19 protein-coding genes, 1 tRNA gene and 1 riboswitch are annotated in these 24,245 nt (G+C 74.5%); of the genes, 7 read left to right on the top strand and 13 right to left on the bottom strand.

All coding sequences use genetic code 11. The annotated features are described in order from the left end of the window. Positions 1–57: 57 nt before the first annotated feature. From AB2U05_RS17185 to AB2U05_RS17155, 7 genes are all read right to left on the bottom strand, one after another. Positions 58–822, bottom strand: coding sequence for a pyridoxal 5'-phosphate synthase (locus tag AB2U05_RS17185; protein WP_244178619.1), 765 nt, complete (start codon positions 820–822; stop codon positions 58–60). Between the two features lie 393 nt (positions 823–1,215). Continuing rightward, positions 1,216–1,545, bottom strand: coding sequence for a hypothetical protein (locus AB2U05_RS17180; RefSeq protein WP_045692614.1), 330 nt, complete (start codon positions 1,543–1,545; stop codon positions 1,216–1,218). A gap of 443 nt (positions 1,546–1,988) precedes the next feature. After that, positions 1,989–3,353 carry an FAD-binding oxidoreductase gene (locus tag AB2U05_RS17175; protein WP_369183637.1) on the bottom strand — a complete coding sequence of 455 codons (1,365 nt, stop codon included), beginning with the start codon at positions 3,351–3,353 and terminating at the stop codon, positions 1,989–1,991. Positions 3,354–3,473: 120 nt separating this feature from the next. Then, entirely contained in the window at positions 3,474–4,709 is a 1,236-nt protein-coding gene (locus AB2U05_RS17170; protein ID WP_369183636.1) for an MFS transporter, read from the bottom strand. Positions 4,710–4,769: 60 nt separating this feature from the next. Continuing rightward, positions 4,770–5,597 (bottom strand): MerR family transcriptional regulator, encoded by an 828-nt coding sequence (locus tag AB2U05_RS17165; RefSeq protein WP_045692617.1) that lies wholly within the window; start codon positions 5,595–5,597, stop codon positions 4,770–4,772. Between the two features lie 131 nt (positions 5,598–5,728). Then, positions 5,729–5,816 (bottom strand) — tRNA-Ser (locus tag AB2U05_RS17160). 77 nt (positions 5,817–5,893) lie between these two features. After that, entirely contained in the window at positions 5,894–7,861 is a 1,968-nt protein-coding gene (locus AB2U05_RS17155) for a S1C family serine protease (protein WP_369183635.1), read from the bottom strand. A 244-nt stretch (positions 7,862–8,105) separates the two neighbouring features. Continuing rightward, a riboswitch (TPP riboswitch) is annotated at positions 8,106–8,253 on the top strand. Between AB2U05_RS17155 and AB2U05_RS17150 the strand changes: the two genes are divergently transcribed. The 4 genes from AB2U05_RS17150 (at position 8,246) to AB2U05_RS17135 (ending at position 12,549) form a co-directional block, all read left to right on the top strand. Next, positions 8,246–9,649, top strand: a complete 1,404-nt coding sequence (locus AB2U05_RS17150) for a cytosine permease (protein WP_369183634.1) — start codon at positions 8,246–8,248, stop codon at positions 9,647–9,649. (Overlaps the previous riboswitch by 8 nt.) Positions 9,650–9,728: 79 nt before the next feature. Continuing rightward, complete coding sequence (locus AB2U05_RS17145) at positions 9,729–10,553, top strand: glycerophosphodiester phosphodiesterase family protein (protein ID WP_244178620.1); 825 nt, start codon at positions 9,729–9,731, stop codon at positions 10,551–10,553. A 427-nt stretch (positions 10,554–10,980) separates the two neighbouring features. After that, on the top strand, positions 10,981–11,436 hold the full coding sequence (locus AB2U05_RS17140) for an ATP-binding protein (protein WP_341845988.1): 456 nt from the start codon (positions 10,981–10,983) through the stop codon (positions 11,434–11,436). Between the two features lie 129 nt (positions 11,437–11,565). After that, entirely contained in the window at positions 11,566–12,549 is a 984-nt protein-coding gene (locus AB2U05_RS17135) for a DUF5926 family protein (RefSeq protein WP_045692619.1), read from the top strand. Positions 12,550–12,781: 232 nt separating this feature from the next. Here the strand turns inward: AB2U05_RS17135 and AB2U05_RS17130 are convergent, their stop codons facing one another. Further along, complete coding sequence (locus AB2U05_RS17130; protein WP_045692620.1) at positions 12,782–13,417, bottom strand: bifunctional DNA primase/polymerase; 636 nt, start codon at positions 13,415–13,417, stop codon at positions 12,782–12,784. A 650-nt stretch (positions 13,418–14,067) separates the two neighbouring features. On the opposite strand from AB2U05_RS17130, the gene AB2U05_RS17125 reads away from it, so the two are divergent. Together AB2U05_RS17125 and AB2U05_RS17120 are read left to right on the top strand one after the other, a co-directional pair. Next, complete coding sequence (locus AB2U05_RS17125) at positions 14,068–15,501, top strand: PP2C family protein-serine/threonine phosphatase (protein WP_078859589.1); 1,434 nt, start codon at positions 14,068–14,070, stop codon at positions 15,499–15,501. Positions 15,502–15,672: 171 nt separating this feature from the next. Next, positions 15,673–17,148: an aminopeptidase P family protein gene (locus tag AB2U05_RS17120; RefSeq protein WP_369185963.1), complete on the top strand. Its 1,476-nt coding sequence runs from the start codon at positions 15,673–15,675 to the stop codon at positions 17,146–17,148. A 56-nt stretch (positions 17,149–17,204) separates the two neighbouring features. On the opposite strand, the gene AB2U05_RS17115 is transcribed toward AB2U05_RS17120, so the two are convergent. Then, complete coding sequence (locus AB2U05_RS17115; RefSeq protein WP_369183633.1) at positions 17,205–18,572, bottom strand: hypothetical protein; 1,368 nt, start codon at positions 18,570–18,572, stop codon at positions 17,205–17,207. After that, positions 18,569–19,306 carry an RNA polymerase sigma factor gene (locus AB2U05_RS17110; RefSeq protein WP_369183632.1) on the bottom strand — a complete coding sequence of 246 codons (738 nt, stop codon included), beginning with the start codon at positions 19,304–19,306 and terminating at the stop codon, positions 18,569–18,571. Before AB2U05_RS17110 ends, AB2U05_RS17115 begins: the two co-directional genes overlap by 4 nt. Before the next feature lie 232 nt (positions 19,307–19,538). On the opposite strand from AB2U05_RS17110, the gene AB2U05_RS17105 reads away from it, so the two are divergent. Beyond that, positions 19,539–20,618 carry a helix-turn-helix domain-containing protein gene (locus AB2U05_RS17105; protein ID WP_078859591.1) on the top strand — a complete coding sequence of 360 codons (1,080 nt, stop codon included), beginning with the start codon at positions 19,539–19,541 and terminating at the stop codon, positions 20,616–20,618. 7 nt (positions 20,619–20,625) lie between these two features. Here the strand turns inward: AB2U05_RS17105 and AB2U05_RS17100 are convergent, their stop codons facing one another. From AB2U05_RS17100 to AB2U05_RS17090, 3 genes are all read right to left on the bottom strand, one after another. Then, a complete protein-coding gene (locus AB2U05_RS17100) occupies positions 20,626–21,399 on the bottom strand; it encodes a MerR family transcriptional regulator (protein WP_045692622.1) in 774 nt (257 codons plus the stop codon). Between the two features lie 80 nt (positions 21,400–21,479). After that, positions 21,480–22,646, bottom strand: coding sequence for a hypothetical protein (locus tag AB2U05_RS17095; protein ID WP_369185962.1), 1,167 nt, complete (start codon positions 22,644–22,646; stop codon positions 21,480–21,482). A gap of 226 nt (positions 22,647–22,872) precedes the next feature. After that, positions 22,873–23,985, bottom strand: coding sequence for an LPXTG cell wall anchor domain-containing protein (locus tag AB2U05_RS17090; RefSeq protein WP_369183631.1), 1,113 nt, complete (start codon positions 23,983–23,985; stop codon positions 22,873–22,875). Between the last annotated feature and the right edge of the window lie 260 nt (positions 23,986–24,245).

The following is a 24,245-nucleotide window of genomic DNA, read 5'->3' as shown; positions in this document are numbered from 1 at the left end:
TTCACCCGGGCGCTACGGGCGTTACGGGCGTCACGGGCGTCACGGGCGTCACGGGCGCTACGGCCAGAGCAGGGCGCGGGACCACTCCGGGGTGCGGACCGGGCCGGTACGGGTGTAGCGCAGCCGGACGTGCCGGCGCCGGGCATCGCCCTGCCAGAACTCCACCTCGTGCGCCCACAGGGTGTAGACCGCGTGGCCCGGCGCGACCAGGTCCGGGGCGGCCTCCAGGCGGCGCTGGGCGACCTCCATCGCCTCGTCGTACTCGGCGAGCGTGCCCAGCTGCTCGCTCTGCCGCCCGACCATCGCGGCGGCCCGGGCGGCGGGCGAGCGGGTGGCGAACTCGGCGGCGGCGACCAGGTCGGCGGCCCGCTCGACGGTGCCGCGCACGCGCACCTGACGGCCCAGCTGCGGCCAGTAGACGGTCAGCGCGGCGGCCGGGTGGTCGGCGAGCTGGCGGCCCTTGGGGCTGTCCGCGGTGGCCGAGAAGTTCCAGCCGGTGCCGGCCGCGTCGACGTCGCGCAGCACCAGCACCCGGGCGTCGGGCATGCCGTCCGCGTCGACGGTGGAGAGGGTGAAGGCCTGCGGGTCGAGCACCCCGGCGTCCAGCGCGGTGGCGAGCCACTCCACGAACAGCGGGCCGGGCTCGGCGGGGGCGGCCTCGTGGTCGAAGTTCGGCAGCGGGCGGGCCATCGGCGGGCGGCCGAGCAGCAGCTCGGGGACGGAACCCGGGCCGGGCGTGCGCTCGGGCTGCAGCGGTCGCGCGTACGGCTCCGGTGCGGACCGGTCCGCGCGCGGGCCGGTCAGGCCCTCCTCCTCAGCCATCGCGTGCCCCTTCCCTCCGGTCGCCGCGGTCGCCACCCCGGCCGGGCCGTCCTGGGGGCCCGGGCGCGTGGTGCGCTGTCGGAGCGCAACGGTACCGCCGAGGGCCGACGACGCCGGGCCCGGGCCCTCGCTGGGCGCGTCCGGGCAGGCGGGGGCGGGTGGGGCGGACCGGAACGCGCGTGTGGGCGGTGCCGGTGTCGGCACCGCCCACGGAACCGGTTCGCGGAGACCCTTTCCGCCGGCCGGACATGCGCTTGTCGTCTCTTCGTCGTTCGCTGTCGTCCGCTGTCGTCCTCCGTCGCGTGCGCGACCGCTTCGGGCCCCGCCGCGGATGTCAGCTCACCCGCGGCCGGCCACCTCGGGCGCCCCCGCCCTCGGTGGTGCCCGGCGTCGTCAGGGGAAGACCGGGGCGAAGATGACGTTGATGTTCTTGTTGCCCTGGCCGCCCATGACGTTCCCCGCGTTGTCCTTCACCGCGAGGGTGTTGTTCTGGTTCGAGGCGCCCGAGCCGGTCGCGGTCTGCTGGGTGGACACGTAGTTGCCGTCGACCCCGCCGAAGACGTTGCCGGTGCCGACGTTGGACACCACGCCGGCGTTGGAGCCGGCCGCGGCGCCCGCGCCGTTGTCGGCGGCGGCGGCACCGGCGCCCGCCAGCAGCAGCCCCGCCGCGAGCGGGGCGGCGAGCAGGAATCCGGCCACCCGGCGGGTGTGGATGCGAGCCATCAAAGCCTCCAAGAAGCTGTTCATCATGCAATGGTCGAGCAGGGTGCGTGGGAGTTCGCCGGCCAGACGAACGCCCATGGCTGCGACGCCGAGGGACAGGCTTCCGCAACAAATCGACAAAGCGCGAGTTCCCGGAACGATTTTCGCCCGTTCGCGTGATATCCACCGGGGCGGTGAATAACGGCCACGGGAACGGACAGCGCGCCGACACACCACCACCGAGCTGGGATTTCGCCCGGACGGTGGACCGTGGGGGACGCTCGCCGACCAGCGCGCCGCCGTCGCACGAGCCGCCGAGCGCACCACCCCGGCGCGCTCGGCCCGCGCATGCGCCCCCGAAAAGTTCGATCACCCTTCCATGTCGATATTTCCGGCCATTTCTGTACGATCAGAAAGTCACACCGGAAGGGGGGTGCGACAAAGGCGTCGAGCGGCGTTGAACATCAGACCATCTTGCCCGGGTTGAGGATTCCCAGCGGGTCGAAAACCGCCTTCAGCTGCCGCTGCAGGCCCAGCGCCACCGGCCCCAGCTCGCGCGCCAACCACTCCCGCTTCAGCAGCCCCACCCCGTGCTCCCCGGTGATCGTGCCGCCCAGCTCCAGGCCGAGCGCCATGATCTCGTCGAAGGAACGCTGCGCCCGTACCGCCTGGTCCTCGTCCGAGGCGTCGAAGATCACGATCGGGTGGGTGTTGCCGTCCCCGGCGTGGCTGACCACCCCGATGGTCAGCGCGTGCCGCTCGGCGATCGCCGCGACCCCGTTCAGCATCTCGGCCAGTCGGGAACGCGGCACCGCCACGTCGTCGATCATCGTCGTGCCCAGCCGGTCCATCGCGGGCAGCGCCAGCCGCCGGGCCTCCAGCAGCAGGTCCGACTCCGCCTGGTCCTCGGCCGGCACCACCTCCGTCGCCCCGGCCGCCCGGCACAGCTCCGCGACCCGGGCCGACTCCGCGACGCGGTCCGGCCCGTCGAAGGCCACCAGCAGCAGCGCCTGCGTCGACTCCGGCAGGCCCATCCGCGCCAGCTCGTTGACGGCCCGCACCGAGACCGCGTCCATCAGCTCCATCAACGACGGCGTCAGGCCGCTCGCCATCACCGCGCAGACCGCCTCCCCGGCCGCGTCCGCGCTCGGGAACTCCGCGGCCAACGCCAACTGCGGCTCCGGCGCGGGACGCAGCGCCAGCACCGCCCGGACCACCACGCCCAGCGTCCCCTCCGAGCCCACCAGCAGCCGGGTCAGGTCGTACCCGGCGACGCCCTTGGCCGTCCGGCGCCCGGTGGACAGCAGCCGCCCGTCCGCCAGCACCACGTCCAGGCCGAGGACGTACTCGCTGGTCACGCCGTACTTCACGCAGCAGAGCCCGCCCGCGCCGGTGCCGATGTTGCCGCCGATCGTGCAGGACTCCCAACTGGACGGGTCCGGCGGGTAGGCCAGGCCGAACTCGGCGGCCGCGCGCGACAGTTCGGCGTTCACCACGCCCGGCTCGACCACCGCGATCCGGTTCACCGGGTCCAGCTCCAGGATCCGGTCCAGCTTCACCGTGGACAGCACGATGCAGCCGTCGACGGCGTTCGCGGCCCCGGACAGCCCCGTCCGGGCGCCCTGCGGCACCACCGGGACGCGCAGGTCGGTGGCGGTGCGCAGCACGTGCTGCACCTGCTCGACGGACTCGGGGAAGACGACGACGGCGGGCGTGCCGGCGGCGCAGAAGCCCGCCATGTCGTGCCGGTACACGGCGGTCACGTCCGGATCCACCACCACGGCCTCCGCCGGGAGCCCCTGCGCCAGTCGGTCCGTCAGGTCACTCATCGCCGCCTCCGCTCACCGTGCGCCGCCCCGCTTCTGCACTCTGCCCGCAGGGGCGGAGGCGGGCAAGTGGGCCTCGTCCGGCGGCGGGCCGGGGGATATCGGGTGCCCGTGCCCGCGGGTTCAGGCGCGGCGGAGGGTGGGGGTGGCGAGGGCGGTGAGGCCGGCGGTGGCGGTGGCGAGGGCGCACAGGAGGATGGGCAGGGTGACGCCCGCGCGGTCGGCGAGCAGGCCGAGCAGGCCGTTGGCGAGCACCAGCGCGAGGCTCTGCACCAGTGTCAACAGCGCCTGCACGCGCGAGAGATGGGACGACGGGGCGCCGCCCAGCACCAGCGGCCCGAGGTGGTTCGCGAACAGCCCGGAGCCCGCGCCGGCCACCGCGCCGCCCGCCACCGCGACGGCCGGGGCGGGGGCCAGTGCCAGCAGCGCGATGCCCGCCGACGCCGCGCAGAGCCCGGCCGCCGCCCCGACCCCCGTGCGGGGCAGCGTGCCGCGCCAAGCGACCAGGCCCGCGACCGCGAGCACCCCGGCCGCCTGTCCGCCGGTCACCAGGCCGGCCGTCCCCGCCGCCCAGCCGTGCGACCGGGCGAGCAGCGGCCCGAGCAGCGACAGGACCGGCAGGACGGCCCCGGCGGCGGCGCCGGTGAGCAGCAGCGCGGCCCGCAGCAGCGGGTCGCGCCGGGCCAGCCGGACGGCGGAGGCCGCCTCGCGCAGCAGGCCGCCGGTGCGCCCGGCGGACGGTTCCGTACCCGCCGCGCGCGCCGGGGGCCGGATCCGCAGCAGGACCAGCAGGAGGACGCCGAAGCCGACCGCGTCCGCGGCCGCCGCGCCGGACAGCCCGCCGGCCGCGACCAGCAGGCCACCCAGCGGCGCCCCGAGCAGCACGGCGCTCTGCCCGCCGGCCTGCCGCAGCGCGAGCGCCCGGGGCAACTGCTCGGCGGGCACCAGCCGGCGCGGCATCGACCCGCTCGCCGGGAGGTGGAACGCGTCGACCGTCCCGGTCACGGCCGCCGCCGCGACCAGCAGCCCCAGCGGCACGCCGCCCCGGCCGCCGGCCGCGACCGCCAGGACGACGGTCGCGGACAGCATCACCGCGCCCCCGGCGAGCATCACCCGCCGGGCGCCGAACCGGTCCGCGACCGCACCGCCCAGCAGGACGAGCGCGGTGCGCGGCACGGTGATCGCCGTCAGCACCAGCCCGGCCGCGCCGCCGCCGTGCGCGGAGGCGGCCCAGCCGAGGGCGAAGTACAGCGCGGCGTCGCCGAGCAGCCCGGCCTGGGTGCCGACCAGCCAGAGCAGGTACGACCGGGGCAGCGCGGCGCGCGGTGGGGCTCCGGCGGGAGCGGTCGCGGTGGTCACGCCGGGCGACGCTAGGGCCCTCGACCAGGTCGAGGGCAAGCCCCGCCCGGCGGGTGCCCCCTACCGGCGGACCACCGGCTCCTGCAGCTCGACCACCCACCGCGCCGGGTCCTCGGGGCACTCCAGGTAGAGCTCCCGGGCGTAGCCGGCCGACTGGTAGCCGTTCTCCTCGATGAAGCGGGCGAGCGCCTGGAAGCTGCCCACCGCGTCGTCCATCGAGCCGCGGTGCACGACGGACGCCGCCGCCTCGATCGGCGGCAGGTCGACGACCTCGAAGTCGCCGCGGCCGGCCCGCACCGAGGACGCGACCGGTACGGCGGCCCGGACCAGGATCGAGCCGTCGTAGTCCGGCCCGTTCTGGTAGCAGGCGACGGCCGGGCCGGTCTCCTCGATCCCGGCCTCGGCGACCCGGCGGCACAGCTCGGCGAACAGCGGGCCGATCACCGGCCCGATGTCCTCCGGCTGGTAACTCCGCACCACGGCGGTCAGTTGGGCCACCCGGACGGACGGCACCGGCTTCACCACGACATCGTGCTCGGACATCTGTCCCTCGCTCTCGATCGTCCGGAGCCTCGCCTCCACCCGGGTCAGCCGCTGCTCGTCCGCCGCGATCGCCTCGGCGAGCTGGGCCCGCCGCATCCGCAGCATCCCGCGCAGTTCGGCGGCGCCCACCTCCTCGTCGAGCACGGCCTTCACCTGCTGCAGCGTGAAGCCGAGTTCCTTGAGCGCGATCACCCGGTTCAGCCGGGCGAGTTGGGCCGCCTCGTACGAGCGGTAGCCGCTGGCCGGGTCCACCCGGGCGGGCCGCAGCAGTCCGATCGCGTCGTAGTGGCGCAGCATCCGGACCGATACCCGGCCGTGGCTGGCGAAGTCTCCGATGGTCAACATGGTGCCTCCACTCCACCGCCTGCCACGGTGTCAGGGTCAACTCCCGCCCGCGGCCGAGCTGTCGGCCGAACGCGAAGGGCGGGTGCCGAGAGGTCTCGGCACCCGCCCTGAGCAGGTTGTTCTCCTACCGGCGGAGAGCGTGGGATTCGAACCCACGGTGACGGGTCACGCCACGACAGTTTTCAAGACTGTTCCCTTAGGCCGCTCGGGCAGCTCTCCAGGCGGAGGTCAGCCTAACGGGTTCGCGGGGGTTCGGTGCACACGGTTTCACCGGCGGTCGGGTCGGCGGTCCGAGGTCACTGGTCGCCCTCGCGCGAGCCGAGGGTGACCTTGGTGGAGAAGGACTGGCCGTTGCGGGTGTACTCGACGTCGACGGTCTCGCCGGGCTTGTGCGTCCAGATCCGGCTGACCAGGGCGGGGCCGTTCTCGATCGGCGCGCCGCCGAGCTTGGTGATGACGTCGCCCGGCTTGAGGCCGGCCTTGTCGGCGGCGCCGCCGGGGGTGACGGGCGGCTGGCCCTGGATGTCGCGGGTCTGGATCTGCGCGCCGTCGCCCTTGTAGTCGTCGTTGCGCAGCACGTCGAGCTTGGCGTAGACGGGCTTGCCGGTCTTGATCAGGGTGTCGGCCACCCACTTCGCCTGGTTGATCGGGATGGCGAAGCCCAGGCCGATGCTGCCGGCCCGGCCGTTGGCGGAGGCGTTGGACTGGATCGCCGAGTTGATGCCCATCACCGCGCCGCTGGCGTCGAGCAGCGGGCCGCCGGAGTTGCCGGGGTTGATCGAGGCGTCGGTCTGCAGGGCGTTCATGTACGAGGCCTGCGAGCCGGTCTCGTCGCCGGAGGCGACCGGGCGGTCCTTGGCGCTGACGATGCCGCTGGTGACGGTGGACTCCAGGCCGTACGGCGCACCGATCGCGATGGTGGTGTCGCCGACGTTGACCTTGTCGGAGTCGGCCAGCGGGAGCGGCGTCAGCTTGTCCTTCGGCGGGTTCTCGATCTTGACCACGGCGACGTCGTAGCCGGACGCGTTGCCCAGCACCGAGGCGTTGTAGGAGGTGCCGTCGGCGAACTTGACGGTGAGCTTGCCGCCGCCGGCGCCGAGGGTCGGCGCGACCACGTGGTTGTTGGTGAGGATGTGGCCCTCGGTGTCGAAGACGAAGCCGGTGCCGGTGCCGGACTCGCCGTTGCCCTGCGCCTTGATGGTGACGACGCTGGGCAGCGCCTTCTGGGCGATGCCGGCGATCGAGCCGGGGGCGGGCTCGGTCTTCTGGGTGTTGCTGGCCTGGACGGTGGTGCTGCGGTGGTCGCTCGCGGAGCTGTTGCTGTCGCCGTCCTTCGCGACGGTCACGCCGATCGCGCCGCCGGCCACCCCGGCGACCAGCGCGACGGCGGCGATCAGGGCGACCAGGCCGCCGCGCTTCTTGCGCGGGCCGGACGGGCCCTGCGGGCCGCCGGGGTACTCGGCCGGGTAGCCGAGCGGGCCGGCCGGGCCGTTGGGGTGGCCGGGGCCGCCGGCGGTGGCGTCGTGGGCGCCCCAGCCGCCGAGCGGCTGGCCGGCGCCGAAGGGGTGGTGGGCGTGCGCGGCGGGACCGCCGGTCATCGGCGCACCGGGGGCGGGCGCGGCGCCGTACGGGTCCGCGGCGGGGGCGGGCGCGGCACCGTACGGGTCGTGGCCGCCGGCGGCCGGGACGCCGTGGGTCGGGGTGGCGTACGGGTTGCCGCCCTGCGGCAGCGCGGCCGGGACGGGGGCGGCCGGCGCGGCGGCGGGCTGCGCGGGCGGCAGGACCGGCGGCGGCGCGTCGAGGTAGCCGGTGACGGGGTCGACGGCGGGCTCGGCCGACGCGGTCGGCTCGGCGGGCTCGGCGGGCCCGGTCGACTCGACGGGCTCGGCGGCGGGCGCCGCCGGGGCCTCCGGCGCGGTGACCTTGGTGAAGGCGACGGTCGGCTTGTGCCCGCCCTCGGCCGGCTCCGGCTCGGCCTTCGCCGCCGGGTCGGGGACCCGGCTGAACGCCATGGTCGGCTGGTGCCCGCCGTCAGCGGGAGCCGCCCCGGCCCCGGCCGAAGGGGCCTCGGCCGGCTCGGCCGCCTCGGCCGCCGGCTCCGGCTCGGTCTTCGCCGCCGGGTCCGGAACCCGGCTGAACGCCATGGTCGGCTTGTGCCCGCCGCCCTGAGCAGGGGCGTCGGCAGCGGGAACGTCCGCTCCCTGGGCGCCCGTGGGCTGCTCCCCCTGCGGCCCGGTGGGCCCAACCTCGCGCTCGGTGCTCACGGACGACCTCCATAGCTGACAGAACCAAGAACCATAGTTTTTCGCACCGCCGATTCGATCGCCGTAAGGACCCCTCTGAAGAACTCATAAGAATCCTTAGCCGCCACCGACGTTCGGGCCCGCTGACATCGGACGACCGGCTGACGACCGGCTGCTCCCCCACCCCGCCGAACGTCCCGCGATGCGGAACGCGCACCCCCTGGCCTTGGTGTTCACCCCCCGGTGCCGGTTAGCCTGTCGCTCCAAACTGACACGCGGGAGCTTGGACCCACCAGGCTGAGAGTGCGCATGTCGACGGTACGCCACAGGACTGACGGCGAACCGTCGAGGGGGCGCTGACCGCCGGAACCTGTCCGGGTAATGCCGGCGTAGGGAGTATCGGCCATGCCGCCTGCTTCGCCATCCTCTTCCGCGGGCGCGCCCGCGCCCCAGGACCTCGCCGGTCCGGCCGCCGGGCCGGCCCGCCCCGAGCGCGCCGAGGCGCCGCTCGTCCTGGACACCGAGCCGCCGCGCACGCTGCGCTTCCGGGACCACTTCGCGCTCTGGATGAACCTCGGCGTCAGCCTGATCGGCTTCTCCACCGCCGCCACCGTGCTCGGCGACAAGGGCGGCGAGCTGTCGCTGGCCGCCGCGGTGACCGCGATCGTGGCCGGGACGGCGGTCGGCACCGCGATGCTCGCCGTGGCCGCGCTGATCGGCGCCCGCACCGGCGCCCCCGCGATGGCGAACCTGCGCGGACTGTTCGGCACCCGGCTGTCGTACCTGCCGACCGTGCTGAACATCGTCCAGTGCGTCGGCTGGGGCGTCTTCGAGCTGCTGACCATCTCGGCCGGCGCGCAGACCGTCGCGCACACCACCGGCTACCGCTGGCTGTTCGTGCTGCTCGCGGGGGCGCTGACCACCGCGCTGACCATCTGGCCGCTGGGCTCGATCGCGGTGCTGCGCCGCTTCGTGGCCGGGGCGGTGGCCGTGGCGATGGTGTACTTCACCGTCCAGCTGGGCCGCCAGGGCGTGCCGGACCCGGGCGCCGGGAACTGGACGGGCTTCCTGCACGCGACCGACACGATGATCGCGGTGTCGATCTCCTTCGTCCCGCTGGCCGCCGACTACACCCGGCACTCGCGCACCGGGCGTTCGGCCTTCTGGGGCAGCTTCTCCGGCTACACGGTCGCCCAGGTCTGGTGCTACGTGCTCGGCCTGGTGGCGCTGCTGCAGTCGGACGGCGACCCGAACAAGATCTTCGACTCCTTCCTCGGGGTGTCGTTCGGCTGGCTGTTCCTGCTGGTGCTGGTGCTGCGCGAGACCGACCAGTCCTTCGCCAACGTGTACTCGACGGCGATGTCGGTGCAGAACCTGCTGCCGCGGGTGGACCGCCGGGTGCTCAGCGGCGCGATCGGCGTGCTGACCACCGTGCTGGCGCTGCGGATCGACCGGTTCACCGACACCTACAGCAACTTCCTCGGCCTGATCGGCTCGGTCTTCGTGCCGCTGCTGGCCGTGCTGGCGGTGGACTACTTCTTCGGCGCGGGCCGGTCCGGCTGGAACCTCTCGGCCGACGCGCCGTCCCGCTGGCTGATGCTGCCGCCGTGGGCGCTGGGCTTCGCGGTCTACCAGTTCCTCGCGCCGACCGAGGTCGCGGACTGGTGGACGGGCTTCTGGACCTCGGCCCAGGAGAAGCTGCACTTCACTCCGCAGGAGTGGACCTCGGCCTCGCTGTTCGCCTTCCTGGTGCCCGCGCTGGCCACCTGGGCGCTCACCCCGCTCACCCGCCGCGCCGCACGGAACTGAGTCGGTGGGAGCGAAGACGGCCCCGCAGGTTGGGACCGTCTTCGCCTCCGCTTCACCTGCGCCGCCTATCGTTGGCGCTGTGACCAGCAACAACCTGCCCCCGGCGGCGGCGCGCACCGCGCCGCCCGTCCAGGTGATCGCCCACCGCGGTTCCTCCCACGCCCTGCCCGAGCACACCCTGGCGGCCTACCGGCGCGCCCTGGACGAGGGCGCGGACGCGGTCGAGTGCGACGTCCGGGTCACCGCGGACGGCCACCTGGTCTGCGTGCACGACCGCCGGATCGGCCGGGTCTCCAACGGCCGCGGCACCGTCTCCGCGATGACCCTCGCCGAGCTGGAGGCGTACGACTTCGGCGCCTGGAAGACCGGCCGCCCCAGCACCGACCCGGAGCTGCGCGGCGTGCTGCGGCTGGAGCGCCTGCTGGAGCTGGTGGTGGACTGCGGCCGCCCGGTGGACCTGGCGATCGAGACCAAGCACCCGGTGCGCTTCCGCGGCCGGGTGGAGGCCGAGCTGCTGGCGATGCTGGAGCGGTTCAAGATCGGCCCGGAGCGGGAGGGCGACCGCCCGTCCGCCCGGATCATGAGTTTCTCCTCGATCGCGCTGAACCGGGTGGCCGCGGCCGCGCCGGACTACCGCCGGGTCTTCCTGATCGAGCGGATGCTGCCGCTGCTGGGCCGGCTGCGCGAGGGCGGCCCGCTGCCGGGCGGGGCGCGGATCGCCGGGCCGGGCATCGACCTGATCCGGGCCAAGCCGGACCTGGTGCCGCGGCTGCGCGAGCTGGGGCACGAGGTGCACGTGTGGACGGTGGACGAGCCGGCCGACGTCGAGCTGTGCCTGGAGCTGGGGGTGGCCGCGATCATCACCAACAAGCCGGCCGAGGTGCTGAAGCAGCTCGGCCGCTGAGCCGGGCCGCGCGGGCGCGGATCCGCCGGGTCGGGAACGACGCCCTCGGGTCGGCCTGAACGTTTCGGTCGGCAAGCAAACCTTCCGGGCACGTTATTGCCGGAATTCTTGCGATCGCGCGACGGAGGGTGAGCGGTGAATGACCTCTCGTCCACTGTCCGTCGTGCTGCCGGAAATGGGTCGCCGGGATCGGCGGACGGTCGTTTCCGACGCATTACCAAGGGGCATCTCTCCCTCGGCATACGCTGAAGGAGGTCCGGGGGTGGCGTTGATGGTGGCGCGCGAAGTGCCGACTTCATCGACCATGGCAGTGCCGCACGGCCCAGCGAGTGTCGGGGTCGCACGGCGCCGACTGCGTCGAGATCTGGGTGACCGGCAGGTACCCGAACCGGTCATCGATGATGCCGTACTGATCCTTTCCGAACTGTTGAGCAACGCCTGCCGGTACGCCCGCCCGCTCGGCCCGCTGACGGCCCTCGGCCGCGGCGCCCGGGCCGAGGTGGTCGACCAGGTGCTGGTCGGCGTCCCCTCGGGGAAGCACCCCGCGCCGGGCGGCGCCGAGCACGAGGACGGCCGGGCCGGGAGCAGACCCGACGGCCGCGAGGAGGACCGGGACGAGCCGGACGGCGGCGTGCTCGTCCGCTGGCAGATGCACGCGGACGGCGTGCTGACCCTGGAGGTCACCGACGGTGGTGCGGCCACCCGGCCGCTGCCCGCCAGCCCCTCGCTGACCTCGCGCGGCGGCCGCGGCCTGAGCATCGTCGACCAGCTGGCCAGCGACTGGGGCGTGCGCGACGCGCCCGGCGAGGTGACGGTCTGGGCGGCGCTGCCCGCCCGCGCCCGGCACGCCCGGCGCACCGGCGGCGACGCCCGTACGGCCTGAGGGCCCGGCTCCCGGCTCCTTGCCGGGGGCGGGACGCGCCGGGCCCGCCCGGGCGCGTTCCCGCCCGCCCGGGGAACGTCAGTAGGCTCTCCGGAGCAACAGGACCACCGTCCCCGGGAGAGCCGCACCATGGGCAAGAAGGCCGCCAAGAAGGCGCCGCAGCGCCAGTCCACCACCGCCGTCACGGGCGAGGTCCCCGTGGTGGGGGCCCGCGAGGCCTGCCCCTGCGGCTCGGGCCGCCGCTACAAGGCCTGCCACGGCCGGGAGGCCTCGCACGCCGTCCAGGAGCTGGTGCACCGCCCGTTCGAGGGCCTGCCGGGCGAGGCCGACTGGGTCGCGCTGCGCGAGCTGGTGCCCGCCGCCACGGTGCCGCTGACGCTGGCCGCCGGGGTGGCCGAGGGCGCCACCGGTGACGTCCCGTCGGTGACGCTGGCCACCGTGCTGCCGCTGGCCTGGCCGGCGCTGCGCCGCCAGGACGGCTCGATCCTGCTCGGCCTGCAGACCCAGTCCTCCTCCGGCGACCTCAGCCGCGACCTCGCGGACGCCCTGGAGCTGGCCCTGGCCACCGAGCCGGGCAGCCCCGTCCCCGCGCGCCGGACCGTCCCGGGCGGGCGCCGCCTGCAGGACCTGCTGGACGCCTCCGCCGCGTTCGCGCCCACCGTGCACTCCGGCTTCGAGTTCTGGCTGGAGGACGCCGAGACCGCCACCGGCGAGGTCGCCGCCTCGCTGGAGCGCGCCAACGCCTCGGCCATCCCGACCGAGAAGCTGGGCAGCGTCGACGCCGCCTACTGGTGCGGCACCCCGGACAAGAACCACCTGCGCTGGGTGATGACCGTCCCCGAGGAGCAGCTGCTGGACGCGCTGGCCCGGCTGAACGCCGCCGGCGAGGCCTCGCTCGGCGCGGACACCCGGCTGGTCGGCTCGTTCCGCGCGCACGGCCTGACCGTCCCGGTGTGGGACCTGCCGCTCGCGATGACCGCCGCCGACTGCGAGAAGCCCGCCGCCGAGTTCGCCGAGCGACTCGCCGCCACCCTCGCCGACGGAACCCCGCTCACCGCCGAGGAGCGGCGCGCCCGCGCGAACCTGGTGAACCGTCAGGTCACCTTGAACTAAAGCCTCGCAGGATCGGGGTGATACGCGTCACATTGTCGCCGGGAAGCGCAATTTCCCGGCGTACAGGGCGTCTTGGAAATTGGCGCGGGCGCCGATCCTTGTTACTGTCTAAAGCGTCCGGCCGCTGGTGCATCCCCCGTCGCCAGCGGTCGGATCTTTTTGTTTTCCGGATCGGGCCCTCGCGCACGCCGCCCCGCACGCCCCCGGACCTCCGCGCGCGACCGCGCACCCCTCAGTACGCCGAGCGCCCGCTGTCCAATCGGACCGTCGCCTCCACCAACTCGCCCAGCAGCGGCCCGACCTGGGGCAGCCGGACCCCGCCGTCCGCCGCCGGGCGGGGCGCCAGCACCCAGCGCACCCGGCCGGCCCCGCCGCCGGGCGGCAGCGGCAGGAAGCCGCCCGGCCCGTGGTAGCGCAACGAGCCCGGCACCCAAGGGAGTTGAGCGAGCATCTCGCCCAGCGAGTCCAGCGAATAGGGGGCCACCAACAGCGCGTAGCGGCCCGGCATGGCCAGCACCGGGCCGAGCGGCAGCCGCAGCGCGCCCAGGTAGACCAGCGCCCGGGCGCCGGCCGCCGCCGGCAGGCTGACCGCCGAGACCGCGGTGCCGGTCGCCGCCAGCACCGGCGCCGCCGGGCTCTGCCGCTCCCACCACCAGCGCACCATCCGGGCGTCCGTGGTGGCGGCCAGCAGGGACGGGTCGTGCGGGTGCGCGCCGGGGACGGTGCAGTCCGGGTCCCCGCAGGAGCAGCGGCCGCCGCACAGCACGGCGCCCGGCACCACGGGCCAGCGGTGGTCGACGGCGGCCGTCAGGGCCGCGGCCAGCCGGGCGGAGTCCTCGTCCGACCGGGCCTTCGGATTCTCACGCATGGCGCTCGTTCCTTTCCCTGACCGCTCGGTTCGCCCACCGGGACGGCCCCTCGGAACTCACCACGCGGACCTGCGGGCGGCACGGCCCCGGACGCGGAACTGCGGGGGCGGGCGGCACTGCGGAGGGGCTCGGCCACGACGTGGAGCACGGGATGGGGCGCGGGTGGGGCACGACTTGAGAAGGGCCGCGGACCAGCACAGCCCTTGGAACGAGAATCCCGTATGCGACCGGATGGACGCCGCCCGGGCGCGATTGGTTCCACCGTACGAGTGAGAGAGTTCCGGCCGACCCGGTGCGCGGGCGGCGCGGACATACGATCCGGACGGCCGCCCGGTCCGTCCTCCCCGTTCTGCCCGCTCCCGGCCCGCTCCATGCCTCCGGTGCCCCGCGGCCCGACCGGCGCGCCCGCGTTCCGCGCACGCCCCCGGAGCTGGGCGCGAACGACGCCGCGGCCGATCCGGAACGGCCACCGCGTCGTCCTGGATCTGGACATGCCCCGAATGGCCTGTGTAGAAGTGGTGGCATTGCTGTCGATCAATGACGAGTAGTAGCGAATCGAGGCGAAACGCGCCTAAGGCCGTGCTCGCTCCACATCGGGCCGTATCTGGGGGTTTCGCATGGCACGTAGCACCGCGTCAGGAGTGGCGGCATGACCGAGTCCCACCCGTCGACGACACCCTCCGAGCCCGCTGAACCCGGCTGCGCCGGCGGGCTCACCGTCCTCGACCCGCCCGGCCTCCCCGGCCCCGCCGACACGCCGGAGGGCGCGCCGGACGACCGCACCGCGCACTCCGCCGCGCTGCAGGACCGTTTGGCCGGACGCCTGTCCGATATCACCAGCCTGCACGAGCACACCGAACGGCTCGCCCGTGCCCGCGGCCTCGCCGCCACCCTCGACGCCGTCCTCGCCTCCGGCGCCGCCCTGCTCGGCGCCCGCCGCGGCGTCCTGGTCACCCGGCTGCCCGGCGGCGGCACCGGCCAGCCGGTCGGCCTCGGCCTCGACCGGGCCAGCCTCGGCGCCCTGGAGACCGTGCCGCCCGAGCAGAGCCTGCTCGCCCGGCTGCTGCGCGACCGGGACCGGCCCGCCCGGCTGCACTCCACCGACCTCACCGCGGACCCGGCCATCGGCGAGCGGCTGCGCGAACTCGCCGGCCACTTCGGCCTCGGCGGCTGCTACGGCCTGCCGCTGGCCACCGAGGAGGACGGCCCGCTCGCCGCCGTCGTCTGGTTCTGGGACGAACCCGCCGAGCCCACCGAATGCCGGCGCGAACTCGCCCGCCACTACTGCGAGATCGCCGCCCCGCTGCTCGCCAAGCAGCTGGAGGCCGACCGCACCCGGCGCACCACCGAGGCGCTGCGCCGCGGCCTGCTGCCCGACCACCTCCCGCAGACCGCCGGCCTGCGGCTGGCCGCCCGGCTCGTCCCGGCCGGGCTGGAGCGCTCCAGCGGCAGCGACTGGTACGACGCGATCCCGCTGCCGGACGGCACCATGGGCCTCACCGTGGGCTCGGTCTCCGGCGACGGCCCCGGCGCGGGCCCCGCCTCCGCCCCCGGCGCGGCCGCCGCGATGGGCCGGGTCCGGGCCGCGCTGCGGGCGTACGCGGTGCTGGAGGGCGAGGACCCGGTCTCCGTCCTCGGCGACCTGGAACTGCTGCTCAAGACCACCGAGCCGACCCGCACCGCCACCGCCGTCTACGCCTGGGTCGAGCCCGAGGAGCGCCGGATCACCCTGGCCGGCGCCGGGCACTGCCCGCCGGTCCTGGTCGGGCGGCACGGCGCCGAGTTCGTCGAGACCTCGCTCTCCGCGCCGCTCGGGATGCTCGCCTGCTGGGAGGCGCCCGGGGTCGAGTTCACCGCCGAGCGCGGCGACACCCTGCTGCTGTACACCGAGGGCCTGGCCCGCCGCTGCGGCCCCACCCTGCACGCCGGGCAGGCCAACCTGCGCCGGGCCGCCGCCGACGCCCCGCGCGACGTGCGGATCGACCCGGGCCGGCTCTGCGCCCACCTGCTGGCCGTCTGCCCCGGCCCGGACACCGCGCCGGCCACCGACGACCTGCTGCTGCTGGCGGCCCGGTTCGAGTAGGGCCCGCCCCTCGGCCCGAGCAGCAGTACGAGCCCCGAACCGGTGGGCGGCCGGGCGTCCGTACCATGGACGGACGGCCGCCCGCGCGTGTCGCGACCCGACACCTCCCCCGAGGGCGGCGGTACCACCCCCAAGGAGGCGTTGCACGTGACCGAGGACCGCACCCCCGCGGTGGCCGAGAACCCCGAGGCCGAGGGCGGCGAGGAGCCGCAGGAGTTCAAGGGCCGCAAGAACGGGCTCTACGGCGAGATCTCCGACGCGCTGTCCGCCTCGATGGCGTCCGGCTGGGCCGACACCGAGCTGCACGGCCTCGCCCCGGTCGCGCAGGCCCCGTACGCCGCCGAGCGCCGCGCCGCGCTGTCCGCCGCCTACCCCGGCGAGCGCCTGGTCGTCCCGGCCGGCAACCTGCGGGTGCGCGCGAACGACACCGACTACAGCTTCCGCGCCGCCAGCGAGTACGTGCACCTCACCGGTGACCAGACCGAGGACGCGGTGCTCGTCGCCGAGCCGACCGGCGACGCCGGCCACGCGTTCACCCTCTACCTGCTGCCCCGCTCGAACCGCGAGAACGGCGAGTTCTGGCTCGACGGCTACGGCGAGCTGTGGGTCGGCCGCCGGCACAGCCTGACCGAGCAGGAGCAGCTGCTCGGCCTGGCCGCCCGCGACGTCCGTAAGGCCGCCGAGGAGCTGGCCGCGAAGGCCCAGGACTCCGCCGTGCCGACCCGGATCGTCCGCGGCTACGACGCCGGCCTGGAGGCCGCGCTGGCCGGGGTGCTGGACGCCGACAAGGACGCCGAGCTCAAGGAGTTCCTGAGCGGCCTGCGCCTGGTCAAGGACGCGTGGGAGATCGGCGAGCTGCGCGCCGCCTGCGACGCCACCGTCAAGGGCTTCACCGACGTCGTGCGCGAGCTCGGCCAGGCCGTCGCCACCTCCGAGCGCTGGATCGAGGGCACCTTCTGGCGCCGCGCCCGCGTCGAGGGCAACGACGTCGGCTACGGCACCATCGCCGCGGCCGGCCCGCACGCCACCACCCTGCACTGGGTCCGCAACGACGGCGACGTCCGCCCCGGCGAGCTGCTGCTGCTGGACGCCGGCGTGGAGACCCACACCCTCTACACCGCCGACGTCACCCGCACCCTGCCGATCGACGGCCGCTTCAACGAGCTGCAGCGCAAGATCTACGACGCGGTGTACGACGCCCAGGAAGCCGGCATCGCCGCCGTGAAGCCGGGCGCCCGCTTCCGCGACTTCCACGAGGCCTCGCAGCGCGTGCTGGCCGAGCGGCTGCTCGCCTGGGGCCTGCTGGACGCCTCGGCGTACGACGTCGAGAAGGTCCTGGAGCTCGGCCTGCAGCGCCGCTGGACCCTGCACGGCACCGGCCACATGCTCGGCCTGGACGTCCACGACTGCGCCCACTCGCGCCGCGAGGAGCACGTCGACGCGCTGCTGGTGCCCGGCATGGTGCTCACCGTCGAGCCCGGCCTGTACTTCCAGCAGGACGACCTGACCGTGCCGAAGGAGTACCGCGGCATCGGCGTCCGGATCGAGGACGACATCCTGGTGACGGCGGACGGCAACGAGAACCTCTCGGCCGGGCTGCCGCGCCGCTCCGACGAGGTCGAGGCGTGGATGGCCTCGCTGGCCTGACCCTCCGCGTGCCGAAGGCCCGGCTCCCCGCACGGGGGGCCGGGCCTTCGTGCGTGCTACTTGGAGACGACCGAGAGGTTGATGACGGTGAGGTCGGGGCCGGGGAGGTTGCCGGGCACGGACAGGCCCACGGTCAACGGCATGGGGCCCGGGCCGTCCTGCGGCGCCAGCCTCAACTGGTAGCTCACCGTGACGCTCTGGCCCGGGTCCAGATCGACCGGTACGCCGGTCGTCGGGTCCGAGAGGGTGTCGATGCGGTTGGGGTCCAGCGGCCTCCAGAGGAAGTTGTCCGGGAGGTGGTACGCCAGCACGCCGTTCACCGGCTTCCCCGCCGGTGCGCCCGGGTAGTTGGTGCCGTGGACCACGGCCTTCGACCCGGTCAGCCTCTTGGTGCCGTTGTTCTTGAAGGTGACCGAGAACTCCGCCGTCGACGACCCGTCGTTCAGCAGCTGCTGGCCGGACTTGATGCCCGACACGGAGACGGTGGCGTTGACGATCGTCGGCGCGGCGTGGCCGCTGACGTCCAGGCTGTCGACGATCGACTGCAGGTCGTCCTGGTAGTCGGCCTTGAGGCCGATCGCCGAGACGAACACCTGGTCCTCCGGCAGGGCCCAGATCTGTGCCTTGAAGGGCGACTTGCCGCAGGCCGACTGCCACGTCGACTTGCGGGCCGGGCGGCCGGAGACGGTGGGCGTGGTCTTCGTCGGGGCGGCGGTGGTGACCTCACCCGCGACGGGTGTGTGCGGGTCGCCCCAGACCGGGCAGAAGCCCTGGTGGGCCCAGCCGCCGTCCGAATCGAGGTCGCTCACCGTCGGCCAGGTCTGCGACTCCGTGTCGAAGACCGCCAGGTCCACCCCGTACGGCTGGCAGTCGGCGGCGGTGGCGCCCTGCGGAGCCCCGGGGCTCAGGATGCAGACGTGGAAGCTCGCCGGGTCGGCGGGAGCGACCCGCCAGCCGGCCGGGACGCGCAGCTTGACGCCCCGGAAGGTGTACGACTTCGCCGGTGAGGTCGGGGTGACGTCGGCAGACGGGGTGTCGGTCTCGGGCTCCCCGGCCGGGGTCTCGGTGGCGGTCGGCGTTTCGGTGGCGGTCGGGGTCGGGGTGGCCGTGGGCGTGGCGGTCGGGCTGGGCGAGGCCGTCAGGGTGGCGGCCGGGGGCGGCGGGGTCTCGCGGTCGGCGACCGGGCTGCCGTGCAGGGTGACCACGCCGATCGCCGCGGCGGCGGCCAGGCCGAGCAGCGGCACGGTGACGGCGTACACCGGGCGCAGCCGGCGGATCCGGCTCCTCGGGGGTGCGGCCGGGCGCAGGTCGTGGGCGGTGATCAGGGACGTTCTGGCGTTCATCGCCTCGCGCAGCAGCCGTTCGGTCGGGGTCTCGGCCGAACCGTCGTCACCGCCCGTCCGGGGAGCGGACTTGTCGGTCATCGAACCTTCTCCAGGTGCTTCTCCAGGGCGTCCAGGGCCCTGCTGGCGGTGGACTTCACGGCACCCCGGGACAGGCCCAGGGTCTCGGCCATCTGCGCCTCCGACAGGTCGGACCAGTAGCGCAGCACCAGCACCTCGCGCTGGCGGGGGGTCAACTCCTGCAGGGCGACGAGCACCCGCCGGTGCTCGTCGTTGAGCACCGCGTGGTCCTCGGCGGAGGGAGCGTCGGCCTCGTGCGGGGGCACGTACTCGCGGGCGGTCTTGCGGCGGCGCAGCATCGAGCGGGCGCCGTTGACCACCGAGGTCCGCAGGTAGCCGAGCGCGTTGTCGAGGTCGTCCAGCTGCTCGCCGTGGCGCTGGTAGAGCTGGGTGAAGGCCTCCTGCACGACGTCCTCGGCGAGGTCCTGGTGGTCGACCAGCAGCACGGCCATCCGGACCAGGCCGAGCCGGTGGGCGTGGTACAGGTCGGTCAGGGTGGGCCGGTCCTCCACGGGCTTGCGCCCGCCGCGCAGCAGCCGGAAGCCGGAGCGGCGCTGCGCCGCCTGCTGCTCGGTGGCGTGGTCGGCGGCGTGGTCGGCGGCGACGGCGACGGTCGGCTCGCCGGCCTCCTGCGCGCCGAACAGCGCGGCGACCGCGCCGCGGACGCTGCGGGCGCTGCGAACTCCGCGGACTCCGCGGACGGAGATGCCGCGCCACCCCGTTGGCGCGGCGATCGGCCCCATGGCCATGGACATGTGCGCTTCTGCTTTCCCCCGGGACGGTGACGGCTGGCGCCGGACCGTCAGTCACCTGATCAAGATCGCGATCGGAGGGATGCTCGCAGCTGCGCTCCGCCGAGCTCCCTCCGCCCCCGTACCAATGGACGTGCGGGGGGCGCGGAGGTTGCAGGGGGATTCGGGAGAAGTTCCGGGGCGGCCCGGGCGGCTACACTCACCGGCAATCCGGCACCGTGACCAGGGGGTTCGCATGGCCGAGCAGATCGAGGCACCGACCGCCGGAGCGGTCGACGGGGGCCGCGCCGCCGGGCCGCGACCGGTGGCCGTGCGGATCGGGCGCCGGCCGGAGCCGGTGCACGACGTGGCGGTGTACGCCTTCGACGGCATGGCCCCGTTCGAACTCGGCGTGGTGGTCGAGGTGTTCGGGCTGGCCCGGCCCGAGCTGAGCGGGCTGCTGGCGGCGCCCTGGTACGGGCTGAAGGTGTGCGCCGACCGGCCCGGGACGGCGCTGGACGCGGTGGGCGGCTTCGCGCTGACCGCCCGGCACGGGCTGGACGAACTCGCGGCGGCCGACACCGTGGTGGTCCCCGGGGTGCCCAACGCCTTCGGCGGCGAGGTCTCCCCCGGGCTGGTCGCGGCACTGCGGACGGCGCACGAGCGCGGCGCCCGGATCGTCTCGATCTGCTCGGGCGCCTTCGCGCTGGCCGCCGCCGGGCTGCTGGACGGCAAGGACGCGACCACCCACTGGCGGTACGCCGACCTGCTCCAGCAGCGCCACCCGAAGGTGCGGGTCAACCCGGACGTGCTGTACGTGGACAACGGCGACGTGCTGACCAGCGCGGGCAGCGCCGCCGGGATCGACCTGTGCCTGCACCTGGTGCGGCGGGACCACGGCGCCAAGGTGGCCAACACGGTGGCCCGGCGGTTCGTGGTGCCGCCGCACCGGGACGGCGGGCAGGCCCAGTTCATCGAGGCGGCCGTGCCCGCCGTCGAGCCGGAGGACGACGGGGTCGCCCGCAGCATGCAGTGGGCGCTGGACCACCTGGCGTCCCCGCTGACCATCTCGCAGCTGGCCCGCGCCGCCCGCATGTCGGACCGTTCGTACCTGCGGCACTTCACCGCCCGCAACGGCACCAGCCCGATGCGCTGGGTGGTCACCCAGCGCATCGCGGCCAGCCTGCCGCTGCTGGAAGCCCCGGACGGGACGGTGGAGGAGATCGCCGCGGCGGTCGGCTTCGAGAGCGCCGCGACGTTCCGCCACCACTTCGGCCGGGTGATGCGCACCTCCCCGACCGCCTACCGGCGCTCCTTCGGGCGCGGGGTGGCGTGAGCGCCGCTCACGCCTTCTCGCGCCGGTCGGCGTTGGCGACCATGGCGTCGTGCAGCCACTGCGCCAGGCCGGGGGCGATGTCCTCGTAGGACGTGGTCCACCGCGGGTCCGAGACGTACAGGCCGGCCAGGCCGCGGTGGATGGTGTACGTGCAGTCGTAGAAGTTCCGGCAGATGTGCTGCCGGTGTTCCTCGGCGAGGTCGGTGGCGACCGTGCCGTCGGCCGGCTCGCCGGCCGCCAGGGCCTCGGCCAGGCGGGTGTTGAGCGCGGTCGTCTCGGCCTGGATCCGCTGCCAGTCGGCCTTGGTGTAGCCGCCGGTGCGGCGCTGCGACTCGGCCCAGGCCTCGGTGTCGCCCCAGCGCTGCTCGGCCTCCTGCTCCCACTCCTCCCGGTAGCCCTCGCCGAAGATCTCGAACTTCTCCTCCGGGGTCAGCTGAATGCCCATCCTGCGTGCCTCCATGGCGTGTTCGACGGCTGCGGCGAGGTCCTGGAGGTGCCGGATCCGGCCGGTCAGCAGCTCGTGCTGCCGGCGCAGGTGCTCGGTCGGGCTGACCGATCCGTCGTCCAGGATCGCCGCGATCTCCTCCAGCGGGAAGCCGAGTTCGCGGTAGAAGAGGACCTGTTGCAGCCGGTCGAGATCGGCGTCCACGTACCGGCGGTAGCCGGCCCGGGTGCGGCCCGCGGGGGACAGCAGCCCGATCTCGTCGTAGTGGTGCAGGGTGCGGACGGTCACCTTGGCGATCTTCGCCACGGCGCCGACCGAGTAGCCGTCCTCGTCCATCCCTCGACTCCTCCCTGGTGCTGACCACGACTCTCCGCTCTCACGTCGCGTGAGGGTCAAGCCGCTTCCCGCGGAGGCCGTCAGGCGCCCACTCCCACCAGCTCGCGCTCGCGCCGCCGGGCGCCCCGGCGCGTCCCGGTGCCGTCCGCCCGCCGCGGGCGCCGCGGGCCGCGGGTGCGCTGGGTGGGCCAGAACAGCACGTAGCCGGCGGAGACCACGACGAAGGCGAGCCGGACGAAGCCGCGGGCCGCGTCGGAGGGCAGGAACAGCGTGCCACCGTACAGCGCGGCCAGCGCGATCCAGCTCCACCACGGGACGAGCCGCTTCTGCCCGACCGCGTCCCAGAGCAGCGTGCCGAGCAGGATCGAGGCCGTGTAGTACGTGTAGACGCTCGGGTCGAGCAGGATGCGGGCGTCCGCGCCGAGCAGCACCACGGCCGGCCAGCGGCCGCGCCACACGGCGACGCAGCCCAGGCCGATGCCGAGCGCGAACTGGGTCGGGCGGTCCCACCAGGGGGTGGCCGGGTCGGTCACCCCGAACCAGCGCAGCGCGGAGGCGGGCTGGTTGGGGATGGTGAACTTGGCGGCCGCCATGGTGTCCAGGTCGCCCAGGTAGAACGGCAGCCAGGCCACCGCCACCAGCACGCAGAACCAGAACCCGGCGCGCAGCCAGGTGCGCCGGGGCAGCGCGAGCATCAGCGGGGCGAAGGCGATCGCCCAGGGCTTGGAGTCCACCGCCAGGGCGAGGAACAGCGCGACCTGGACGGGCTTGCCGCGGGCCAGGGCGTGCGCGGCGAGGGTGGTGAAGAACAGCGCCAGGACGTCGTCCAGGTGCGCGAAGCGGACCGAGACCTCGACCCACATCGGGATGAACGCCAGCCCCGCTATCAGCAGGCGCTGCTGCAGCCGGCGGTGGTTGGTGCCGGTGCCCAGGTAGTACAGGGCGGCGGTGCGGCCGATCAGCACCAGCATCACCAGGCCGAGCGCGGCGCTGGCCGCCTCGGCCAGCAGCTGGCCGGTGTGCGGCGAGAACGGGGCGGTGAGGCGGGCCGCGGCCAGGCTCACCGGGCCGATCTGCAGCTCCGGGTGGTGGGCGTAGAGCGCGAGGCCGCCGTCCGGCTGGCCGGAGAAGAGCAGCTGCTCGCCCTGGCGCAGGTAGTGCCAGGAGAACCCGCCGCTGGGCTCGACCAGGAAGAACCAGAGCACCGTCCACGCGACCAGCAGCACGTGGTGTCTGCGGAGCGGCAGTCCGGCGATGCGACCGGTCGCCGCCTCGTAGTCGGTGGTAGCCCGTTGCGTGCGTGCTCCCCGCACCTGTACCTCTCCCCGCCGGTTCCGCCCCCCTCCGGCCGGACATCCTATGTGACCGAGGAATACGGTCCGTGCCGCCCGCCTCACCCGTCCCGGAGGACGGGCGGGCGGGCGGACCGTGCGTTCACGGCCGGTGCGGCGGGCTTGCCGAGGGGCTCCGGGATCAGGCCTGCTGGCCGGCCTTGCGGCGGCGCAGCACCACGAGGGTGCCGGCACCGGCGACCAGGACGGCGGCGCCGGTCGCGGCGATCGCGGTGGTGTGGTCTCCGCCACCGGTCTGGGCCAGGGCCTTGTCCCTGTTGTCGGCCTTGGTCTTGGCCTTGGCGACGGCGTCGGCCGGCAGCTTCGGCGGGGTGATCACCGGGGTCTCGACCGGGAAGTCGATCGGGCCGCCGGCGTCGCCGCTGGTGCTGGTGACCGGGGCCGGGGTGGTCGCCGGGGTGGTGGGCGTGGCCGAGGTGGTCGGCGTCGCGGTGGCGGTCGGGGTCTGGGTCGGGGTCTGGGTCGGCGTGGCCGTCGCGGTCGCGGTCGGGGTCGGCGTCGCGGTGGCGGTCGGGGTCTGGGTCGGCGTGCCGGTCGTGGTCGGGGTCGGGGTGGGCTTGCCGGTGCGGGTGGGGGTCGGGGTCGGCTTGCCGCCGCCCTCGGCCTTGATCACGAACCGCGAGCCGCCCTCGCAGCTCAGGTGGCCGGTGTCGACGGGCAGGTGGGTGTCGTCGGCGAGCTGGGCCGAGTAGGCGACCGGGACGACGCCGGCCTTGCCGAGCGGGGCGTCGTCGCCGAAGGAGACCTTGACGTCGATCTTCAGGGTCCGGCCGCTGTTCACGGCCAGCAGGTCGTCGGCGACGGGGTTGCCGTCGGTGCCGAGGGCGCCGAGCAGGATGAGGACGGAGTCCTTCTTCACCCCGCTCTGGTCGGGGGCGACGACCGCGGTGCGCCAGTCCTCGTCGGGCAGCTGGTACTGGACCTTGATGTCCTTCGGCAGGAGCTCGCCCGCCCGGCTCTTGAACTTCAGCAGCGGGAGGAGCACGAAGTCGTGCTTGGTGTTGTTCTGCGCCTCGTAGGTGAACATGCGGCCGCCGCCACCGGCGATGAAGCTGCCGGGAACGCCGTCCACGGAGAGGTCCAGCTTCGCGTTCGACGCCTTGTCGGGCTGGGGCGCGGCGGTGGTCGGGCTGCTGGTGGCGCCGACCGCCATGGCGCCCTGGGCGCCGGCCAGTACGAGCGAGGAGGCGAGCACGGAGGCGCCGGCCAGGGCGAGACTGCGACGTATGGACAAGGAGACCTCACGGAGTATTCCGGGCGAGGCCCGGGCGCGGGAGGGTGGCCACGGGCGCTGCGCCCCCCGCGAAGCTTGAAGTGCGACGGAGATTACCCAACGATCCGGCCACTTCGGAAGCCGGGGGGCCGGTGGAGGCACGCTCCGGGAGCAGGGGTGCCCGATACGTCCAACTCCGTCCTTCCGTAAGGCTTTTGCCCTTCACCGGAATGTCACCGGACGTGACGGGTACACGTCCGGAGGACGGTACCGCACGGCCG

It is taken from the genome of Streptomyces sp. Y1, assembly GCF_041053115.1.
GTDB lineage: Bacteria > Actinomycetota > Actinomycetes > Streptomycetales > Streptomycetaceae > Kitasatospora > Kitasatospora rubellomurina.
The sequence above is the reverse complement of the archived record's forward strand: the minus strand, read 5'-3'. Positions and strand labels throughout refer to the sequence as shown.